Annotated in this window: 15 protein-coding genes; 3 read left to right on the forward strand and 12 right to left on the reverse strand. The window is 43.0% G+C overall.

Going from position 1 to position 17,717, the window contains the following annotated elements; genetic code table 11:
• Window positions 1-278 precede the first annotated feature (278 nt).
• Window positions 279-923 carry a signal peptidase I gene (gene lepB, locus ACGHAV_RS13930; RefSeq protein WP_390381827.1) on the forward strand — a complete coding sequence of 215 codons (645 nt, stop codon included), beginning with the start codon at window positions 279-281 and terminating at the stop codon, window positions 921-923.
• A 336-nt stretch (window positions 924-1,259) separates the two neighbouring features.
• Window positions 1,260-3,854: a TonB-dependent receptor gene (locus tag ACGHAV_RS13935; RefSeq protein ID WP_390381830.1), complete on the forward strand. Its 2,595-nt coding sequence runs from the start codon at window positions 1,260-1,262 to the stop codon at window positions 3,852-3,854.
• A gap of 54 nt (window positions 3,855-3,908) precedes the next feature.
• On the opposite strand, the gene ACGHAV_RS13940 is transcribed toward ACGHAV_RS13935, so the two are convergent.
• Together ACGHAV_RS13940 and adk are read right to left on the reverse strand one after the other, a co-directional pair.
• A complete protein-coding gene (locus tag ACGHAV_RS13940) occupies window positions 3,909-4,304 on the reverse strand; it encodes an MAPEG family protein (protein WP_390381832.1) in 396 nt (131 codons plus the stop codon).
• A 159-nt stretch (window positions 4,305-4,463) separates the two neighbouring features.
• Complete coding sequence (gene adk / locus ACGHAV_RS13945; RefSeq protein ID WP_390381835.1) at window positions 4,464-5,108, reverse strand: adenylate kinase; 645 nt, start codon at window positions 5,106-5,108, stop codon at window positions 4,464-4,466.
• A 334-nt stretch (window positions 5,109-5,442) separates the two neighbouring features.
• On the opposite strand from adk, the gene ACGHAV_RS13950 reads away from it, so the two are divergent.
• Window positions 5,443-6,258 carry a vWA domain-containing protein gene (locus ACGHAV_RS13950; RefSeq protein WP_390381838.1) on the forward strand — a complete coding sequence of 272 codons (816 nt, stop codon included), beginning with the start codon at window positions 5,443-5,445 and terminating at the stop codon, window positions 6,256-6,258.
• Window positions 6,259-6,330: 72 nt separating this feature from the next.
• On the opposite strand, the gene htpG is transcribed toward ACGHAV_RS13950, so the two are convergent.
• The 10 genes from htpG to ACGHAV_RS14000 all read right to left on the reverse strand — a co-directional run bounded on the left by htpG (window position 6,331) and on the right by ACGHAV_RS14000 (window position 17,468).
• Entirely contained in the window at window positions 6,331-8,253 is a 1,923-nt protein-coding gene (htpG, locus tag ACGHAV_RS13955; RefSeq protein ID WP_390381841.1) for a molecular chaperone HtpG, read from the reverse strand.
• A gap of 159 nt (window positions 8,254-8,412) precedes the next feature.
• A complete protein-coding gene (gene recR / locus ACGHAV_RS13960; protein WP_390381845.1) occupies window positions 8,413-9,012 on the reverse strand; it encodes a recombination mediator RecR in 600 nt (199 codons plus the stop codon).
• 6 nt (window positions 9,013-9,018) lie between these two features.
• A complete protein-coding gene (locus ACGHAV_RS13965; protein WP_390381878.1) occupies window positions 9,019-9,915 on the reverse strand; it encodes a hypothetical protein in 897 nt (298 codons plus the stop codon).
• A 199-nt stretch (window positions 9,916-10,114) separates the two neighbouring features.
• Window positions 10,115-10,441, reverse strand: a complete 327-nt coding sequence (locus tag ACGHAV_RS13970; RefSeq protein WP_334014754.1) for a YbaB/EbfC family nucleoid-associated protein — start codon at window positions 10,439-10,441, stop codon at window positions 10,115-10,117.
• 37 nt (window positions 10,442-10,478) lie between these two features.
• Window positions 10,479-13,481 (reverse strand): DNA polymerase III subunit gamma/tau, encoded by a 3,003-nt coding sequence (dnaX, locus tag ACGHAV_RS13975; RefSeq protein WP_390381849.1) that lies wholly within the window; start codon window positions 13,479-13,481, stop codon window positions 10,479-10,481.
• A 34-nt stretch (window positions 13,482-13,515) separates the two neighbouring features.
• Window positions 13,516-14,052 (reverse strand): adenine phosphoribosyltransferase, encoded by a 537-nt coding sequence (apt, locus tag ACGHAV_RS13980; RefSeq protein WP_390381852.1) that lies wholly within the window; start codon window positions 14,050-14,052, stop codon window positions 13,516-13,518.
• Between the two features lie 367 nt (window positions 14,053-14,419).
• Window positions 14,420-15,181, reverse strand: a complete 762-nt coding sequence (locus ACGHAV_RS13985; protein WP_390381855.1) for a DUF2063 domain-containing protein — start codon at window positions 15,179-15,181, stop codon at window positions 14,420-14,422.
• The gene (locus ACGHAV_RS13990; protein ID WP_390381857.1) at window positions 15,178-16,029 is read right to left on the reverse strand and encodes a DUF692 domain-containing protein; all 852 of its coding nucleotides are present in this window, start codon (window positions 16,027-16,029) and stop codon (window positions 15,178-15,180) included. The genes ACGHAV_RS13985 and ACGHAV_RS13990 overlap by 4 nt, the downstream gene beginning before the upstream one ends.
• A 114-nt stretch (window positions 16,030-16,143) precedes the next feature.
• Window positions 16,144-16,515, reverse strand: a complete 372-nt coding sequence (locus ACGHAV_RS13995) for a hypothetical protein (protein ID WP_390381859.1) — start codon at window positions 16,513-16,515, stop codon at window positions 16,144-16,146.
• Between the two features lie 179 nt (window positions 16,516-16,694).
• Window positions 16,695-17,468 (reverse strand): substrate-binding periplasmic protein, encoded by a 774-nt coding sequence (locus ACGHAV_RS14000; protein WP_390381862.1) that lies wholly within the window; start codon window positions 17,466-17,468, stop codon window positions 16,695-16,697.
• Window positions 17,469-17,717 lie beyond the last annotated feature (249 nt).

The raw sequence follows: 17,717 nt of genomic DNA on the forward strand, positions 1-17,717 counted from the left end.
TTCTAAATGCCCTTATCGTTGATGCGCTAGGGGCATTTTTTTGGTCACCTTCTGACGAAATTGCAATACCCCACCTATATTTCATTACAGTACGTACTGCTTATCAGGCTTAAAGTAGGTGAATACACTTATGGAACTAGCCTGAAAGCCATCAAAGATACAGCTTCTAATTATACATGTCCGTTATCGAAACATTTTATTACAAGTGTTCCGTGAACTAATTTGACCAAATGATTTCATATGTTTACGCAAACTCGAATAATGAAGAAAGGATTTTTATGAACGCCAGCAGCGTAAAGGAAACATTTAAAAACAACCTCCCCTTTTTGCTTTTTTTAGTGCTCCTGTTTTCATTTAGAAGCAGCGTAGCAGACTGGTATCACGTTCCCTCTGGCTCGATGGAGCCTACGCTTCAAGTTGGCGACCGTGTGGTGGTTGATAAATCCGCATATACACTTGAGGTGCCTTTTACCGACATTGTGATCAAGAAGACCGGTAAAATTGCGCGTGGCGACATTGTCATTATCGACAGTACTGCCGCAGACCTGCGCCTCATTAAGCGTGTTATCGCCACAGAAGGTGACAGGGTAAAGCTGATTAAAAACAAACTTTATATAAATGGGGAGCAAGCTGAACTTACCGCATTAGAAGCACACACTTTTTATGAAGAGGTGCTTGGGCAACGCCGTGTTATTGCCCTTAACCCTATTAACAGCCCTGTTTCATCATTTAATACCGTAACCGTACCTAAGGGACATTTCCTCGCAATGGGCGATAACAGGAACAACAGTGTCGATTCTCGCTATTATGGCTTTATTCCTGTGGAAGAAGTGCAAGGAAAAGCGAGTTCTGTGGCATTTTCATTAGATGTAGCAAACAACTACATACCAAGAAAAGAACGCTTTTTTACAAAGCTTCAGTAATGACCAATTTGTAGCAACCTTAATCTACCAAATGTAAAAAAACATTCTTTCCTCACTATGCATGTTGAGAGTCTTCAAACCTACCTTTTAGAGAAGACTCTTTTCCTCAACCACACAGTTAACCTACTATTCCACTTTGCCGTAACCTCTTTTTAACCACTTCTGCCCTTCCAGTTACACATAAACAGTACGGTCACATTTACACATGTTGTAACTTTATGTCGCATTTTTCCTCATTGTTACTATTGCAACTAAAGACTAATAAGTGCTATTTCTGTTTCAGCAATAAATGACTATTGCTGAAAACATAAGTATAAGGGAAATAAGGAAATAGTAATGAAACAAGGTCGTAAACTAAGTGCTATTGCGGTGTGTTTAGCGCTTTCAGGAGTAACATCAATTAGCACCGGTTATGCGCAAGAAGCTGAAGACAATGCTGATAATTTAGAACGTATTGCGGTAACAGGTTCTCGCATAAAACGGACGGACATGGAAGGTCCATCGCCTATACAATCAATAGACTCAACCATGATTGACAGTATGGGTTATGAAAATTTACAGCAACTTCTAGAACGCATGCCCGCAACGGGCGCAGGCACCTTCTCTACACGTAATAATAGCCAAGACTCAACAGCCAACGGTGCCGCTGCGGTATCGCTTCGTGGTATGGGACCAGATGCAACGCTAGTGCTCATTAACGGTCGACGCGTGGCGATTAGTTCATTTGCTGAAAGTATTACCAATTCATTTGTTGATATTAACTCAATACCAGTCGCTGCAATTGAGCGCATCGACATTCTAAAAGATGGCGCTTCAGCCATTTATGGTTCAGACGCAGTGGCAGGTGTAGTAAACATTGTTCTGAAAAAAGACTTTGAAGGCTTGGAGCTTAATGCCGGATATGGTGGCACTACGGGGCCTAGCTACGATGAAACAACGGCCAGCTTACTTTGGGGCTCTCAAACTGAGAAAAGTAGCGCTACAGTCATTCTAGACTATTTCAACAACAGTACCCTTGGCGCCGATGAGATGGGCCGCTTTGGCACCGCCAATCAATCACCTTTTGGTGGCATGGACTTTCGTTCATCGCGCGGCTACCCAGGTTACTTTTATGTTGATGGCGTAAAAACTATCGATCCAGATTGCCCACCTGAGAACGCTACCGCTTCAGGGAGCTGCTTATTTGATTATGGCCCATTCGGCCTTACTATCCCAGCATCTGAACGCGTCGGCTTTATTGGTCAATTCGACTATAAGATATCTTCAGATACTACGGCATTCATGGAAATTGCCATGCAGCACAACACCTCAGAAGCTGGAGGTGCGGCAACACCACTTGATGAAGACGCCGGCTTAACCGTACCTGGTACTCACCCGAATAATCCGTTTGGGCAAGATATTGAGATTGGTCGATACCGCCCTGTTGATGCAGGCCCGCGCCGATGGGATATTGAATCAGACACACTTCGACTTGTTGCAGGGCTTCGTGGCCAGATAGGCGATTACGATTGGGAAGCATCGGTGCAAAAAGGCCGTAGTCGCTCTGAACAAAGTGGCGATCAATCACAAGGTTGGGTTCGTGTTGACTGGCTGCAAGAGCAAATCGACTTAGGTAACTATAACCCGTTTGGTGGTGTTACTAACCCTCAAAGCGTAATTGATGAAATTACCACAAGCCTAGTGCGTCGAGGCGAATCGCGCATGACCAGCGTTGATGCACACATCTCTGGCGAAGCATTCGAGTTTGGTGATGACGTTGTGATGATGGCTGCTGGCGTAGAATATCGTGAAGAGCAAGTATCTGATATACCCGATATTCAATTTCAACGTGGGCTTATCTTTGGTACCGAATCGGTATCTGCAGCAGCAGAGCGTGATCAATATGCAGCTTACTTAGAGCTTTCAATCCCAGTTGCAGAAACGCTTGAACTTCAACTAGCAGGTCGCTACGACCACTTCAGTGATTTCGGTAGCACTACCAATCCTAAAATTGCATTGCGCTGGGCACCAAGCGATGAAGTAACCGTACGCGGTTCTTGGGCACAAGGCTTCCGTGCGCCATCACTAGCACAAATTGGGCTAGGTCCGTCACAGAAAAGTGTTTTCTTTGTAGATCAATATCGCTGTGATGCCACAGGCCAAGACTGTGACTCATTAGACTACAATATTGAATTTGCGGGTAACCCGAATTTGGATGCGGAAGAGTCTGAATCGTGGAACGTAGGTGTTATTTATGCTCCCACTCAAGAGCTTGGGTTAAGTGTTGATGTGTGGAGCATCACGCAAGATAACAAAATTGACGAGCAACAATTTGGCTTAGTGTATGACGCCGAGTGTAATAATCAAAACAGCACGGTGTGTGTGCGTCTTGACCCACAGCCTGGCGAATCATTAGGTGTCATTCAAAAAATCTTCAACACATACCAGAACGTTTCATCGCAGGAAGCGTCTGGTATTGATTTTAATGCTAACTACACGATGGACATGAGCGAGTATGGCAACGTGCGCTTTAGCTTAGACTGGTCGTATTTGAGCAATTTTGAACGCAATAATTTAGATTTCACAGGTGAGTACGGCTATCCAGAACATCGCTGGTTGTTTGCAACAACGTGGTCGAAGGGTTCGTTTGACGCAAACTTAAACATTAGCTTTATTGGCGAGTTTGAAGATACACCAGACATTAACTTCGATGGTGTTTTAGATTTCGAAGAAAATACGTCTAGAACCGTTGACTCACAAGCGCTGGTAGATTTGCAGTTCGGTTACAATTACAGCGATAATTTTCGCTTGGTAATTGGCTCCAATAACCTACTAGACGAAGAACCTCCATTCGCCATTGGTAACGGCGACAGTGACCTTTACGGTTACGTGGGTGGCGTGCACAACCCACGTGGACGCTTTGTTTACTCTAAAGTGACTTACCGTTTCTAAGAGTCCACAACGAAAAATGCCCGCTTTACGCGGGCATTTTTATTTCAGCCATTCTTAAAGCCCAAAATGTATGAGGGTTAAATTACCCACCGCAGCACATAGCATAGCTAGAAATGTTAAAATCATGCCGGTGAAGCGCTGCCAGCTTACGCCAGCATGTTTACCTAAACCATAAGCATGAAGTACCCTTCCAAACAGCAGTGCAGTGCCCAAGCTATGAACTGCCCACATTTGTCCTGTATTCGCTTCAAAGCAAGCTATCATGATAAGTGTAATAGGTACGTATTCACTAAAGTTGCCATGCGCCCTTGCGAGGCGAGACAAGTCTTCATGGCCACCATCACCGATGCCCACTTGATGGCGTCGTCGAGCACCGATAACCAGAATAGACAAATATAAGTAACAAATACCCAAAAGGCTTGCGTAAAAGGCCGTGATAGGCAACACCATAACAAACTCCGTATATTATTGTTATAAAGGCGAGGTTAGCGGTTTAGCTAAATCGCATTGCTCGCTTTGTTGAAGCTATTAAACGTTATCCGAATACAACTTACAAGCCACAAAAAAGGCCGCAAATAAGCGGCCTTTCAAAATCTTTGGTGCTAGGTATTAACCTAGGCGTTCGGCAAGTTCTGCACTTACTTCTTCAACAGGACGTGTACCGTCTAGTTTATGGTACTCGCAGTTACCTGCATTCGCTTCAGCACTGTAGTAATCAACCAGCGGTTTCGTTTGCTCATGATAAATCGCTAAGCGCTTACGTACTGTGTCTTCTTTGTCATCGTCACGCACTATCAGATCATCGCCTGTTTCGTTGTCTTTACCTTCCACTTTAGGTGGGTTGTAAACAACGTGATAAACACGACCTGATGCTGGGTGTACGCGACGGCCGCCCATACGCTCAACAATAACGTCATCTGCCACATCAAACTCAATACAGTGATCAACTGTAACACCAGCGTCTTTCATTGCATCAGCTTGAGGAATAGTGCGAGGGAAACCATCAAGCAAGAAACCGTCTTTACAGTCGTCTTGTGCAATGCGCTCTTTTACCAAACCAATAATAATGTCGTCAGACACTAACTTACCTTCATCCATAACACGCTTCGCCTGAAGACCAAGCTCTGTGCCTGCTTTTATTGCAGCACGAAGCATGTCACCAGTTGAAATTTGAGGAATGCCATATTTGCCCATTAAAAACTGAGCTTGTGTGCCCTTACCCGCGCCAGGAGCGCCGAGAAGAATGATTCGCATGAGTGCGTTCTCCGCTTGTGTTTTTTAAACTTTTTACTTCGCGCACTTTACACATTGTGGAGTAGAGTGACAAGTGTAAGCAGTGACCTTATGTCAATCTTAAGACTAATGGCGAATATATATACAGCTTATCTGCTTGGAGCAGGTTTTAGATGTTACACAATGCCCACCATTAAAAAGACGCGTGACGTGTCAGTTAAATTTACACTTGGCGTCGCATCAAGCGCAGAAAAAAACTATACTGTTGATTTAATTACACTTTAAAAAGGGACTGATTTATGCAAGTAGCGAAACTCGCAAAGCTCTTTCAAATTATTTCAATGGATTAAAATAAATGAAGACAAATATTTCATTGCGGTCAAAACTCGGCAAATGGAGCAGTGTTGCTTTAATGACCATCTTCGGCCTGTTCTGTTCAAGTGCGGCCAATGCAGCAGTAATAAAAACCGATATTGTAATGATAGTAGATGAATCTGGTTCTATGGGGAACGTTCAGACTAACCTACGGAATAACATTGGTTTATTCGCTTCTATTCTTTCTGCAGGCGGCATCGATGCAAGTTATGCACTTGTGGGGTATGGAAGGTCAGGTGAACTTATTAGGCTTATCACTGATTTTACAGACGCTTCAGGCTTCGCCACTGCAGCTTCAAACCTTGTCGCGTCAGGTCGTACTGAGCCAGCCTATGATGCAACCGCGTTTGCACTCAACTCATTAACGTCGGAAACAGGCAATTTGTCTTATCGTGCAGATGCCGTAAAGAATATGATTCTCTATACTGACGAACGGTCGAACGGCGACTCAGAGTTTAACGCGCAGTCGACAGATGCACTATTAAAGGCGAATAACTCATTGTTCAATGCCGTCGTTTCAAGACAGGATTATACTGACCTCGTTGACCTCGCTACAAATAACGGTGGACGATTTTTTGATCTGGACTTCTTGAACACCAGCGACCAATCAGTTGTACAGACATTTGTAGAGGATTTTGCACGTGCAAAACTTCAAGAGACACTCGACTTTTGTACATCAAACCCTAACGATCCAGCATGTGCAAGCGTCTCAGTTCCATCGCCTGCTAGCCTTTCCTTGTTTCTGTTTGCCTTAATTGCTTTGGGCAATAAGCGCCTTAAAGTGTCGAAACAATAATTATTCATCAGAGCTTTGCAAAAAAAAACCGATACCATCTGGTATCGGTTTTTTTATTTGTTCGCTTTGAACTTACTTTGCCAACTTCATCAACAACTTATTCAAGTTCTGCACGAATGTTGATGGGTCTTTCAAGCTACCCTGCTCAGACAATGCGGCTTGGTCGAACAGTACACCAACCCACTGGCTGAATAGTTCTTCATCTTGCGTATCTGCAAGTAGTTTTACTAAGCTATGTTCTGGGTTTAGTTCAAAGTGATACTTCACATCTGGCACGGCCTGCCCTGCTGATTGCATCAGCTTCATCATCTGTGTTGTCATACCATTATCATCAGCAACAATCACGGCCGGTGAGTCAGTTAAGCGATGTGTAAATTTAACATCAATAACCTTATCACCTAGCGCTGCTTTGGCACGTTCAAGTACACCTTCAACTTCTTTTTCTGCTTCTTCCTGCGCCTTCTTAGACTCTTCGTCTTCTAAGTCGCCTAAATCTAAGTTAGCCTTAGCAATAGAAACGAACTGCTTCTCGCTAAACTCTGTTAGATGAGACATTAACCATTCATCAATGCGCTCGCCCATAAGCAGTACTTCAATACCCTTCTTGCGGAAAATCTCAAGGTGCGGGCTTGATTTCGCTGCCTGAAGGCTATCTGCAGTCACGTAGTAAATCTTATCCTGACCTTCCTTCATGCGCTCAATGTAATCGGCTAGTGATACCGTTTGTGCATCAGAATCGCCATGAGTTGAAGCAAAGCGAAGTAGACCAGCAATTTTCTCTTTGTTGCTAAAGTCTTCAGCTGGGCCTTCTTTTAGAACGTTACCAAACTCGTTCCAGAAAGACTGATATTTCTCAGCGTCGTTCTTCGCCATTCTCTCAAGCATTTGCAGTACGCGCTTCGTGCAACCTTGACGCAGAGCTTGAGTAATCTTGTTGTCTTGTAGAATTTCACGAGACACGTTAAGCGGTAAGTCGTTGCTATCTAGCAAACCTTTCACGAAGCGAAGGTACGTTGGCATAAACTGCTCAGCGTCATCCATAATGAATACACGCTGTACGTAAAGTTTTAGGCCGTGACTCTGATCGCGGTTCCACATATCAAACGGTGCTTTTGAAGGGATATACAGAAGACTGGTGTATTCTGTTTTACCTTCAACTTTATTGTGCGCCCATGCTAGTGGGTCGCTAAAGTCGTGAGAGATATGCTTGTAAAACTCGTTGTACTCTTCGTCAGAGATATCTGACTTTTCACGAGTCCACAGCGCTGTTGCTTTGTTTACAACTTCCCACTCGCCCGGTTGAGCTTCAATTTTCTCACCATCTATGCCTTCGCGTTCAGGTACTTCGTCTTTCCACATTTGAACAGGAATGCTGATGTGGTCAGAGTACTTACTTACGATAGAGCGCAGACGCCATGTATCGGCATACTCTTTCTCCTCTTCGCGAAGGTGAAGCGTAATTTCAGTGCCGCGGCTTGGTTTGTTAATTTCAGCAATAGTGAATTCACCTTCACCGTCTGAAATCCACTCAACGCCCGCAGAGGCATCAGCACCTGCTGCACGAGTGCGTACAGTCACTTTATTGGCAACAATGAATGCTGAGTAAAAACCAACACCAAATTGGCCAATAAGTTGTGAATCTTTTGCGCTATCGCCAGACAATTTACTGAAAAAGTCTTTCGTACCTGACTTGGCAATAGTACCTAGGTTGGCGATAACTTCATCGCGTGTCATACCAATACCGTTGTCGGTAATGGTAACGGTGTTCGCTTCTTTATCTACGCTAAGTTTAACGTTAAGGTCGCCGTCATTCTCGTATAAGCTGTCGTTTTCCAACGCGCGGAAACGAAGCTTGTCGGCAGCATCGGCGGCATTCGACACTAACTCACGTAGGAAAATCTCTTTGTTTGAATACAAAGAGTGAATCATTAGATGAAGAAGCTGTTTTACTTCTGTTTGAAAACCATGGGTTTCTTTCTGGGCTGCTTCAGCCATAATCCAATATCTCCTCATTGAATGGATTTCACTACTGTAAGCGAGGTAGGGACAAGTAGCCCACTTTTCAACGTTTAGAACGAAAATTTATTACTAATAAGGAGAAATAGAGAGATAAAAGTAGCCAAGAACGCTGATGGCTACTTAATTCACGAGTATTTAAAGCTTTCGGCGACCAGAAAATGCATGAGTAAGGGTATTGCCATCGATGTATTCTAGTTCGCCGCCAACAGGCACACCGTGAGCGATTCGCGAAGCCTCAATATCATGGGTATTACAAAGCTGTGCAATGTAATGTGCGGTCGCTTCCCCCTCAACGGTTGGGTTTGTTGCTAAGATGACTTCTGTTATGCCGCCGGCTTTAAGGCGCGCTTCTAACTCATCTAAGCCAATTTCTTGTGGTCCTACACCATCAATGGGTGAAAGATGCCCCATTAATACAAAGTATTGCCCTTTGTAACTTAGCGTTTGCTCAATAGCCAATACGTCTTGTGGGCTCTCTACAATACACAGTAAGCCGCTTGCCTCACGCTCTGGGTGTCTGCAGATATCGCAAAGCTCATCCTCTGTAAACGTTCTACAGCGCTTACAATGGTGTATATGCTCCATTGCATTGTGTAGTACGTTACTCAAGTCTATTGCGCCCGTGCGATTTCGTTCAAGCAAGTGAAACGCCATACGCTGTGCACTTTTATTGCCTACGCCAGGAAGGCAAGTTAGCGCTTGAATAAGCTCGGAAAGTAAGGGGCTAAATTTCATAATGTATTACTGCTTTGGGGCTTCTTGTTTTGAATCTTTTCGGTATTTAATCACGTTACGCTTTACTTGGTCGAGTTTAACTTCATAAACATTGCCGCCTATCAAGCCTTTAAACTCTTCATCGGTAAATACCAGTGTATTGTCATCATAAAACGTCACCGCTTCTTTTTGTGTGACAATACCAAGGTCGATACGCGAAACATCACCGTTAAAGAAGTTATCGCCTTCAAAGTTTTCAAACAACCAAAGACTGGTTGAGTCTAGTAAAACCAGCTTTGTCCTATCTGGGCTAACCGCAGCGGACGTGATCCAACAAAGTTTTTCTAATGTGGTACAGGTTTTAAACTCACCAATTAACTGCGCGTCAAAGTTGGCAGCATGGTCACCTACTTTATACAGTTTGGTTATTCCATCGAAAGGCTTTGTACGGTTTTTTGTAAACAAATACAAATGGCGGTTGAATTCAACAAACGCTTCTAAGTCGTAGTTTTTATCTTTAGGCGCTATTTCACCCTTTTCCATTTGAGGGTAGGTAAACTTTATAATTTCGGCTTCGGTAGTATCGGTTTTGATATCTATTGGGTTTTCAATTTTATAAATGGTAAGCCAGCGGCGATCGTTATCGTTATTCCCAAAATCACCTAGAAAAAAATGACCAAACCGATTTTGCGTCATATCTTCCCAATCGATGTTTTTTGCGTTAGTTACCGTAACTTCTCTCGCAATAGAGCCGTCTTTATTTAACATATACAGCTTGGGGTCATCGCCGCTATCGTTGATTGCCCACAACCGCTTATATTTGTCGAACTCAATCCCCGAAATTTCTCTTAACTTGGGGTCAACTGTGACGGTTTTCATGCGAAACAATTCGTGCACGCTCAGAAAAAATGCGGCCGCTGCTATAGGCAATAAAAACACCGTTGAAATAACTAGGCCTTTCCTTAGCAATTAATATCCCCTCTTTGAAGTAGAAATAAAATAGGTTGAGCGGTAGTTAGACCCTACTACAAACGTTTTACCAACAAAAAAGGACCAATGTATAGCGATATCATTGGCCCTTTTTTAAAGTGTGAAGCTGCTGCCATTTCAGGCTTTAAGTAGTTTAAAACGGCATTTTGAAGCCTGGTGGAAGTGGCATTCCGCCAGTCACATCGCCCATTTTTTCTTTGCTGGTTTCTTGAACACGACGAACCGCGTCGTTAAACGCCGCAGCAACAAGATCTTCAACCATGTCCTTGTCATCGTCCATTAATGTTTCATCAATGTCTACACGACGAACATTGTGGTTACATGTCATGGTAACTTTTACCATACCTGCACCTGCTTCACCTGTCACTTCAAGTTTTGCTAGGTCGTCTTGTACCTTTTGCATGCGCTCTTGCATTTGCTGCGCTTGCTTCATGATGTTGCCCATTCCACCTTTAAACATGTTTTTATCTCGCTTCGTTTTGGTGTTAATAAATCTACTATCGCGCTTTAACCGTGTCGGTTAGTACTGATGCATCGAATGTCGACAGTAGTGCTTGTATTGTGTCATCGGTATTAATAACCGTGTGTGCATGCGCGTGACGCATAGCATGAATTTCTTGCTGCAAAGAGAACGGCGTTGAGGCAGGCTCACCTAAATTGATAACAACCTCAACATTCTCGCCCATACCTTGACGCAGTGCATCAATTAGCTGTGCTTTCGTATTGTCATTAAGGAGATGCGCCTGACTATGATGAATTTCAAGGTTTACTGTATTTTCATTTTTAGAAAATGCAGCATGCAGTACAAGTTGCTTTAGCAGCCCTGCTACTGGCATTTGCTCTACTAGGTTGCTCCAACTATCAATCTGGCTTGCATGCGTAAGTTTGTTGCCGTTGTCTAAATAGGCATTAAGCGAACCATTGTAGGTATCGCTTAGTGGTGCATCGAACTCTAGACCTTCCCAACCTGAATTTTCAGAAATAGTATTTGATTCAGGGCTGTTATTGAATGCCTGAACTTCTGAATGTTCAACCCCACGTTCATCTGTATTGGCTGGAGAAGATACTGGATCATCCATCGCCCAAGGAGGCGTATCGCCGCTATCAAGAGAAGCATCAACCTCAGGATGAACTATTGCCTGTTCATGCATGTGTTCTGCGTGCGTGGCATCAAAATGCTGCTCGCCTGAGAGTGTATTTTCTTCTGTTGGCGTTGCTTGGTGCTGAACTGCTTGGTGCTGAACTTCGTCATTAGCAAAGGGAATATCAGCATCAAACTCTTCTGAATCAAATTCATTAAGCTCAGCATTTACGCTATTATTAAGACCCGCATTCCCTTCGTTAGGTTGCAGTGCAGCAGGCTGTTCCGCAGTATCAGGGGTATGTGATGCACTATACTGTAAATCGCTGGGCTGCGTATCACCTTGCGCAGAAGCACTATCTATCGAAGAGCTATTGCCTATAGGATTTGTTGTACTGTCGCTGGCAGCTTGCTGTTCTTCAGTGTTTGTCTCACTGTGCTGAACAACTGTAGACGACGCTGCTGAAGCGCCTGCTTTAACAAAGCGAGCTTGAATTTGCTCAGCACTTTCAGACTTCTCACTTGCTGTTGCTGCGCTTTTACTATCGGCTTCTTCTGCTTTTCGCTGTTTCAGTTTTTGGCGTAATGCCAACATATCAGCAGTTGAAGTTAGCTGTTCTTCAGGTGTTTGTTCTGGCTCGTTATTACTAGCATGCGCTCGGTCGATTTGAGCTTCATGTTGAAAACTTGTGTTGTCATTGTCATTAAACTCGCCATGAGCGCCAAAGCCTGAACTATGGTCGTTTTGGTCACCCTCATAGTGTGAAAGCATATCATCCATGTAGGCATCAAGAGGCGGGCCGTCATGTGGCAAAGCTTCATTATTAGGCGTCTGATCGTGAGGCATTACATTATCAGCAGCAGGATTAGCGCTAGGCTCGGACGTTATATCGCTAGAGACAAAGCTGTTGTCTTCTGCGTTGGTACCTTGGGCACAATGACCTGGTGCACCGTCACCTTGCGCAATAGTACTCTGTTCGTTAGGCCTTTGCGTTAAGCTGGGCTCAGATGCCCTATGACTACAATCAGCTTCACTTAATTCTGTAGTCGTAGGCGTATTGTTATTATCAACGTTATGCCCTACGACAGAACTATCACTATCATCGGCAACTGAAGCCGTTGAATTGCCATGGACGTTAGTGTGTTGTACTTCGCTTACTGATGTTTGAGCGCTTATATCGCTTTCAGTGTTGTGGTTTGCAAGAGTTTCGCTTGAATGCGCTTCCTCTTGCTTACTGACGTTTCCCGGGCCACCACTTGGGTCGTGGCTATTAACAGGAAGAGTTTGCTCGCTTTGGTGAGTCTCTATTGCACTTTGCGTATCACTTAATGGCACGGCTGGCGCAAAAGTCATCATCCGCATAAGCGTCATTTCAAATGCGCTTTTTCCGTCAGCAGCAAAGGGGAGATCCTTTTTACCTTGCAACGCAATTTGATATAAAAGTTGAACCTGCTCAGCGGGTATGCCTTTCGCTAACTGATAAATTGCTTTAGCCGAGGTTGTCTCTAATTTACACGCTTCAGGAACCCATTGGGTTAACGCAATTTGATGTAGCAAACTTGCTAGTTCGCTATGAACGTTGCTGTAATCAGGTGCTTGTTCAGCAATCTCAGTTACTAATTGCATGACATCAGCGGGCTGTTTATTAACAACAGCATAAACCACTTTTAGTAACTGATTTTTATCCATTAAACCGAGCATGTCGGTCACGACTGAGGCGACAACGTTGTTTCCGCCTTGCGCAATAGCTTGGTCGGTTAAGCTTAATGCATCACGCATACTCCCCTGTGCAGCCCGTGCTAATAGCGAAAGCGCTTGGGGCTCAAAAGGTAGAGACTCTTGCTCAAGAATGTGCGTTAACTGCCCAACAATTTGTTCGCGCGACATTGCTTTTAAATTGAACTGTAAGCAACGCGATAGAATTGTAATGGGAAGCTTTTGTGGATCGGTTGTCGCAAGTAGAAACTTTACGTGAGGAGGTGGTTCCTCAAGCGTTTTAAGCAGCGCGTTGAAGCTGTGCTTAGAAAGCATGTGTACTTCATCGATAAGGTACACTTTGTATCTGCCGCGAGTAGGTTTGTACTGCACGTTATCAAGAAGTTCGCGTGTATCTTCTACTTTCGTTCTTGATGCAGCATCTATTTCTAAAAGATCAACGTAATTCCCCTGCTCAATCTCTTTACAGGTATTACATTGACCACAGGGGTTAGCTCCCTGCCCTTCTTCGCAGTTCAAGCTTTTTGAAAAGATACGTGCAATGGTGGTTTTACCTACACCTCGCGTACCCGTAAACAAATACGCGTGATGCAGTCTATCGTTATCCAAAGCATTTGAGATGGCAGACACTACATGCTCTTGACCTACAAGCTCACTAAACTTGCCTGGTCGCCACTTCCTTGCTAATACCTGATAACTCATTATACCGTTTATTGCCTTTTCAAATTACAGACGATTATTCGCCTTCGAACTCGCAGATTGAATAGCTCTGAATATCTAATGCAGTCAGCTTTTCGCAACCACCAAGATCTGGTAGATTGATGATAAAGCCAGCATGATTAACTTCTCCGCCTAAAGAGCGAATAAGTTTTGCTGAGGCTGCAATAGTACCGCCAGTGGCAAGCAGGTCATCGATAAGTAAAACTTTATCGCCCGGCTCAATGGCGTCTTTATGAATTTCTAATGTATCTGTTCCGTATTCCAACTCGTAGCTTTCGCTTACTACTTCACGAGGAAGTTTGTTAGGCTTTCTTACTGGAACAAAACCAATGCCCATTTCGATAGCTAAAGGCGCACCGAAAAGGAAACCACGAGCTTCTGTGCCCGCAATCTTAGTGAATCCCATGCCCTGATATTTTTCAACAAGCAATGAGATACAGCTACTGAACGCTTTATGATCTTCTAAAACGCTGGTTACATCTCTAAATAAAATACCTGGTTTTGGATAGTCAGGTACGGTTTTCACTACTGATTTAATATATTCTGCAGTCACAATTTTGCCTTGAATGTCTGCGTTATAACCAGAAGGTGAACCAGCCGGCGATGATATGCATCAACGGAAACGCGATTAGAGTTGCTAGCGATGCTAGAAAGTACCACTTGTTATAGACTTCTTTGAAATCTGAATTGTCAGCCATTTGCACTACCTAAACAATTTTATGAACAAAAAAATGGTGCTAAATGTTAATCGAAAGCAAGCCCGATTGACAGCGCTAATATGACTGATCGGTCACTTTCAATACACTTAAAGGCTAAAGTTTAATATAAAGAGGATAAATGCAAAGTAAATAACTCACATTTCATATTTGGGTTAGCGTAAAGCAGGCTGATTTTTAAAAACACACATAGCATTACTAATTTCATGCAGGCAGCAAAATACCTTTTTTAAGCATATCATTCAGCGTTTGATTCATACCGGCCCTAAGCGCATCTTCGGGTATTTGTGGTAATTGCTCGACAAGTAACGAAGCAAGCTCGTTAATATGTAATCCTTCTTCACTCTGCTCGAGCGTATGGATTAGGATGGCTGTAACTGTATTTAAGTGAGCAAACTGAACGTCATCTTCTTGATCGCGGTAAACTACGTAGAATTGCTGCTCTGGCGATTCAGCTTCTGGCAAATAGTTTAAGCCAATAAGATGCACTGGATAAGAATAAGCCGCTAACGAAGCATAAGGCGAAACACGCACAGCACTCACTTCCATGGAATCTTCGAAATAGGTAACCGATGGCACATTCTGTCTTATGCTTACATCGAGTTCTAACCATTCATAATGGGCAAGCTGTGCAGCAAAACCCGGTAAATCGATATCCAACTGGGGAGATTTCGATAAGTATTCAACAAATTCTTTACTTATCTCAGCAAAGTAAGGCGAACGGCATTCGTGTGATATGAAAAACTGACGAACTAAGGCTTCCCAACCTTTCTCTTCATGTTCGTTAATTACTATCTCTTTTAAAACTGGAAATGCAGTACTGACAAAACCATCAATATTGTTGAAAAACAAAGATTGATAAATGCCCATTCGCCTTGCCTGATCATCATTTTCAGCATTAAACGACTTAGGGTTCTTTATTGAATTAACAAAGTTTTTTTGTACTTCTTGGAAGTTATGGGTCATGCAACACTTCCTTTTAATAACTCGCCACTAGATTGCAAACACACCTGCTGTATATCTTTAATACGTTTTACTTCACCGAGTAACTTTTCCAAAGGTGGAATATTAAAGTCGCGCTCGAGCAATGTTGGAAAAACACCGTGAGTGTTATAGGCGTGCGTCAATAAGTCCCATACCGGCTCAATTACATCCGCACCATGAGTATCAACTTTAAGGTCGTCGGCCTCATCAAAATGCCCTGCAATATGACCGTATACAATTTTATTTGTAGGCAATTCGCTGATAAAATCATTAGCATTATATTTGTGGTTGATACTGTTTACGTACACATTATTCACGTCTAACAACATCAAACAGCCCGACTCTTCCAAAATGGTCTTAGTAAAGTCGAGTTCAGACATTTGTTGTCCGGGAGCCATGTAGTAAGAAACATTTTCAAGAACAAGTGGGCGCTCTAAAATATCTTGAACCTGTTTTATGCGACCAATGACATGTTGTGAAGCTTCTTCTGTGAACGGTATAGGCATTAAATCGTACATATGTCCTTCTCCACTGCAATAACTCAAGTGCTCGCTGTAAAGCAAGATATTGTGGGCGTCTAAGAATTGTTTGATGCGCTTAACAAATTCAATATCGAGTTTGTCGCTACTGCCAATAGATAACGATAGACCGTGAGTCGTAAAAGGCGCTTGAGAGCTTGCCTCTTGAAATTGAGTTTGATACTTACCACCAAGCGGGATCCAGTTTTCAGGTGCAACTTCCCAAAAATCTACTTCGCTAGGTAATGTAGGTAGTAACTCCGCAAGCATTTCTCGTCTGAAGCCTAACCCTGCTCCACTGACATTTTTCATTACTTACTCCTCGACAAAGTTGCTCAGACAAAAATGGCCATCGATAGACGGCCATTTAATTAAAAAACACTACTCTATGCACATGTTAAGAGTACTGTAGGTTTAGATAAGGAATTACATGCTACCGCACTTACCTTCGCCACATTTGCCTTCTTTAGCTTTTTTGTCGCCGCCGCACTTACCTTCGCCACACTTGCCTTCTTTAGCTTTTTTGTCGCCGCCGCACTTACCTTCGCCACACTTGCCTTCTTTAGCTTTCTTGTCGCCGCCACATTTGCCTTCGCCGCACTTGCCTTCTTTTGCAGACTTATCACCGCCGCATTTGCCTTCGCCACACTTGCCTTCAGCTGCAAATTGGCTGTAGCCTGATTCTAGCGACTGCATACCAAATGGGTTTACGTCTGCTACTGCAACTGTGGACGCCAAAGAGCCAATTACTACTGCACCTAACGTTGTTGCCACTGATGATTTCTTGATTTGTTTCATTTATCTACCCTCAAAGATTTTTGTCATGTTTAACGTACGTTAAGCACGTGTAATAAATAAGACCCAAAAAAGTATAGTTTCATTTCAAAGAAATTAATTTTTATTTAAAAAATCACTAAAGGCATGATACATATGATTTTTATCTTCTGAATTTCAACAGTTACACAGTGCTATCTCGTTCATGAACTGCGATAGTGAACAGGCTTTTGAGATTCAGCGCTCATTAGCTCAATGATGGTATCAGCATCAGTCGAACGAAACATATCATCAAGTTCCTGTAGAAGAGGCTGTTTTAGTTTGCTCGCCTTTGAGATTGCAAAGAATGTTGGGATGTCTCTTCGAATAGAAATTACAACGTCCTTTATTACTTCAGAAGCACTGTCAATATAAGCCATATATGGCCCTTCATAGGTCACTAGGTGTGTTGTTCGTCCGAACTGAAACATTTGAATGGCATCACTACTGTTAGCCATATCAACAAAAATATAGTTGTCGTCCTCTAGCTCTTGTCTCAACCCTTCGTAATCATACCCACGAATTGCAGCTACTGTTTTTCGCTTATCAAGTTTTGGGTTAGTCATTATCATTAGTGATAGAAAACTAAATGGCTTCTCTACAAATATAACGTTGTTTTCTAGCGCTTTAGTTCCCCTGACATTTACGGTTATGTCTACATGTCCTTTTCTTATTCGTTCGAACAGCCTAGCAGGAGGCGGACATTCTACAGAGACATTGTAGCCAAGCTTTTCTAATACGAGCGAAGACACCTCAATAGCTTGGCCATGACAGCCATTGCCGTCGTTGTCTTTCATTACTAACGGAGGAAATTCAACTACACCAAGTACAACCGTGCGTTTATTGTCAACGGCACGTATTTCTTGCGTCTGAGCCGCTGCACTTGTAAGTAAGCTACTCAAGAATGATAGTAGAATAATGCTTCGTTTTTTATACATAGAAAAAACAACAACTCGATAAGAAATTTTATTTTTATTATGTATGTAGTTATATAGAAAGTTGTAAGAAATTGGTAGCCCTCACCTCTAATCTACGAGGTTGGGAGAGTATGCATACTTTTACGAATTTATTGTTTAAGTACACCTATAAAAGATGAATAGTGAATTTGAGTTCAGCTGTTGGCAACTGTGAGACTACTTTTGAACAACCACAAAAAAAGCCCTTGTCGTCAGACAAGGGCTTTTCGG

Source organism: Alteromonas sp. MTD1, from assembly GCF_042848195.1.
Lineage (GTDB): Bacteria > Pseudomonadota > Gammaproteobacteria > Enterobacterales > Alteromonadaceae > Alteromonas.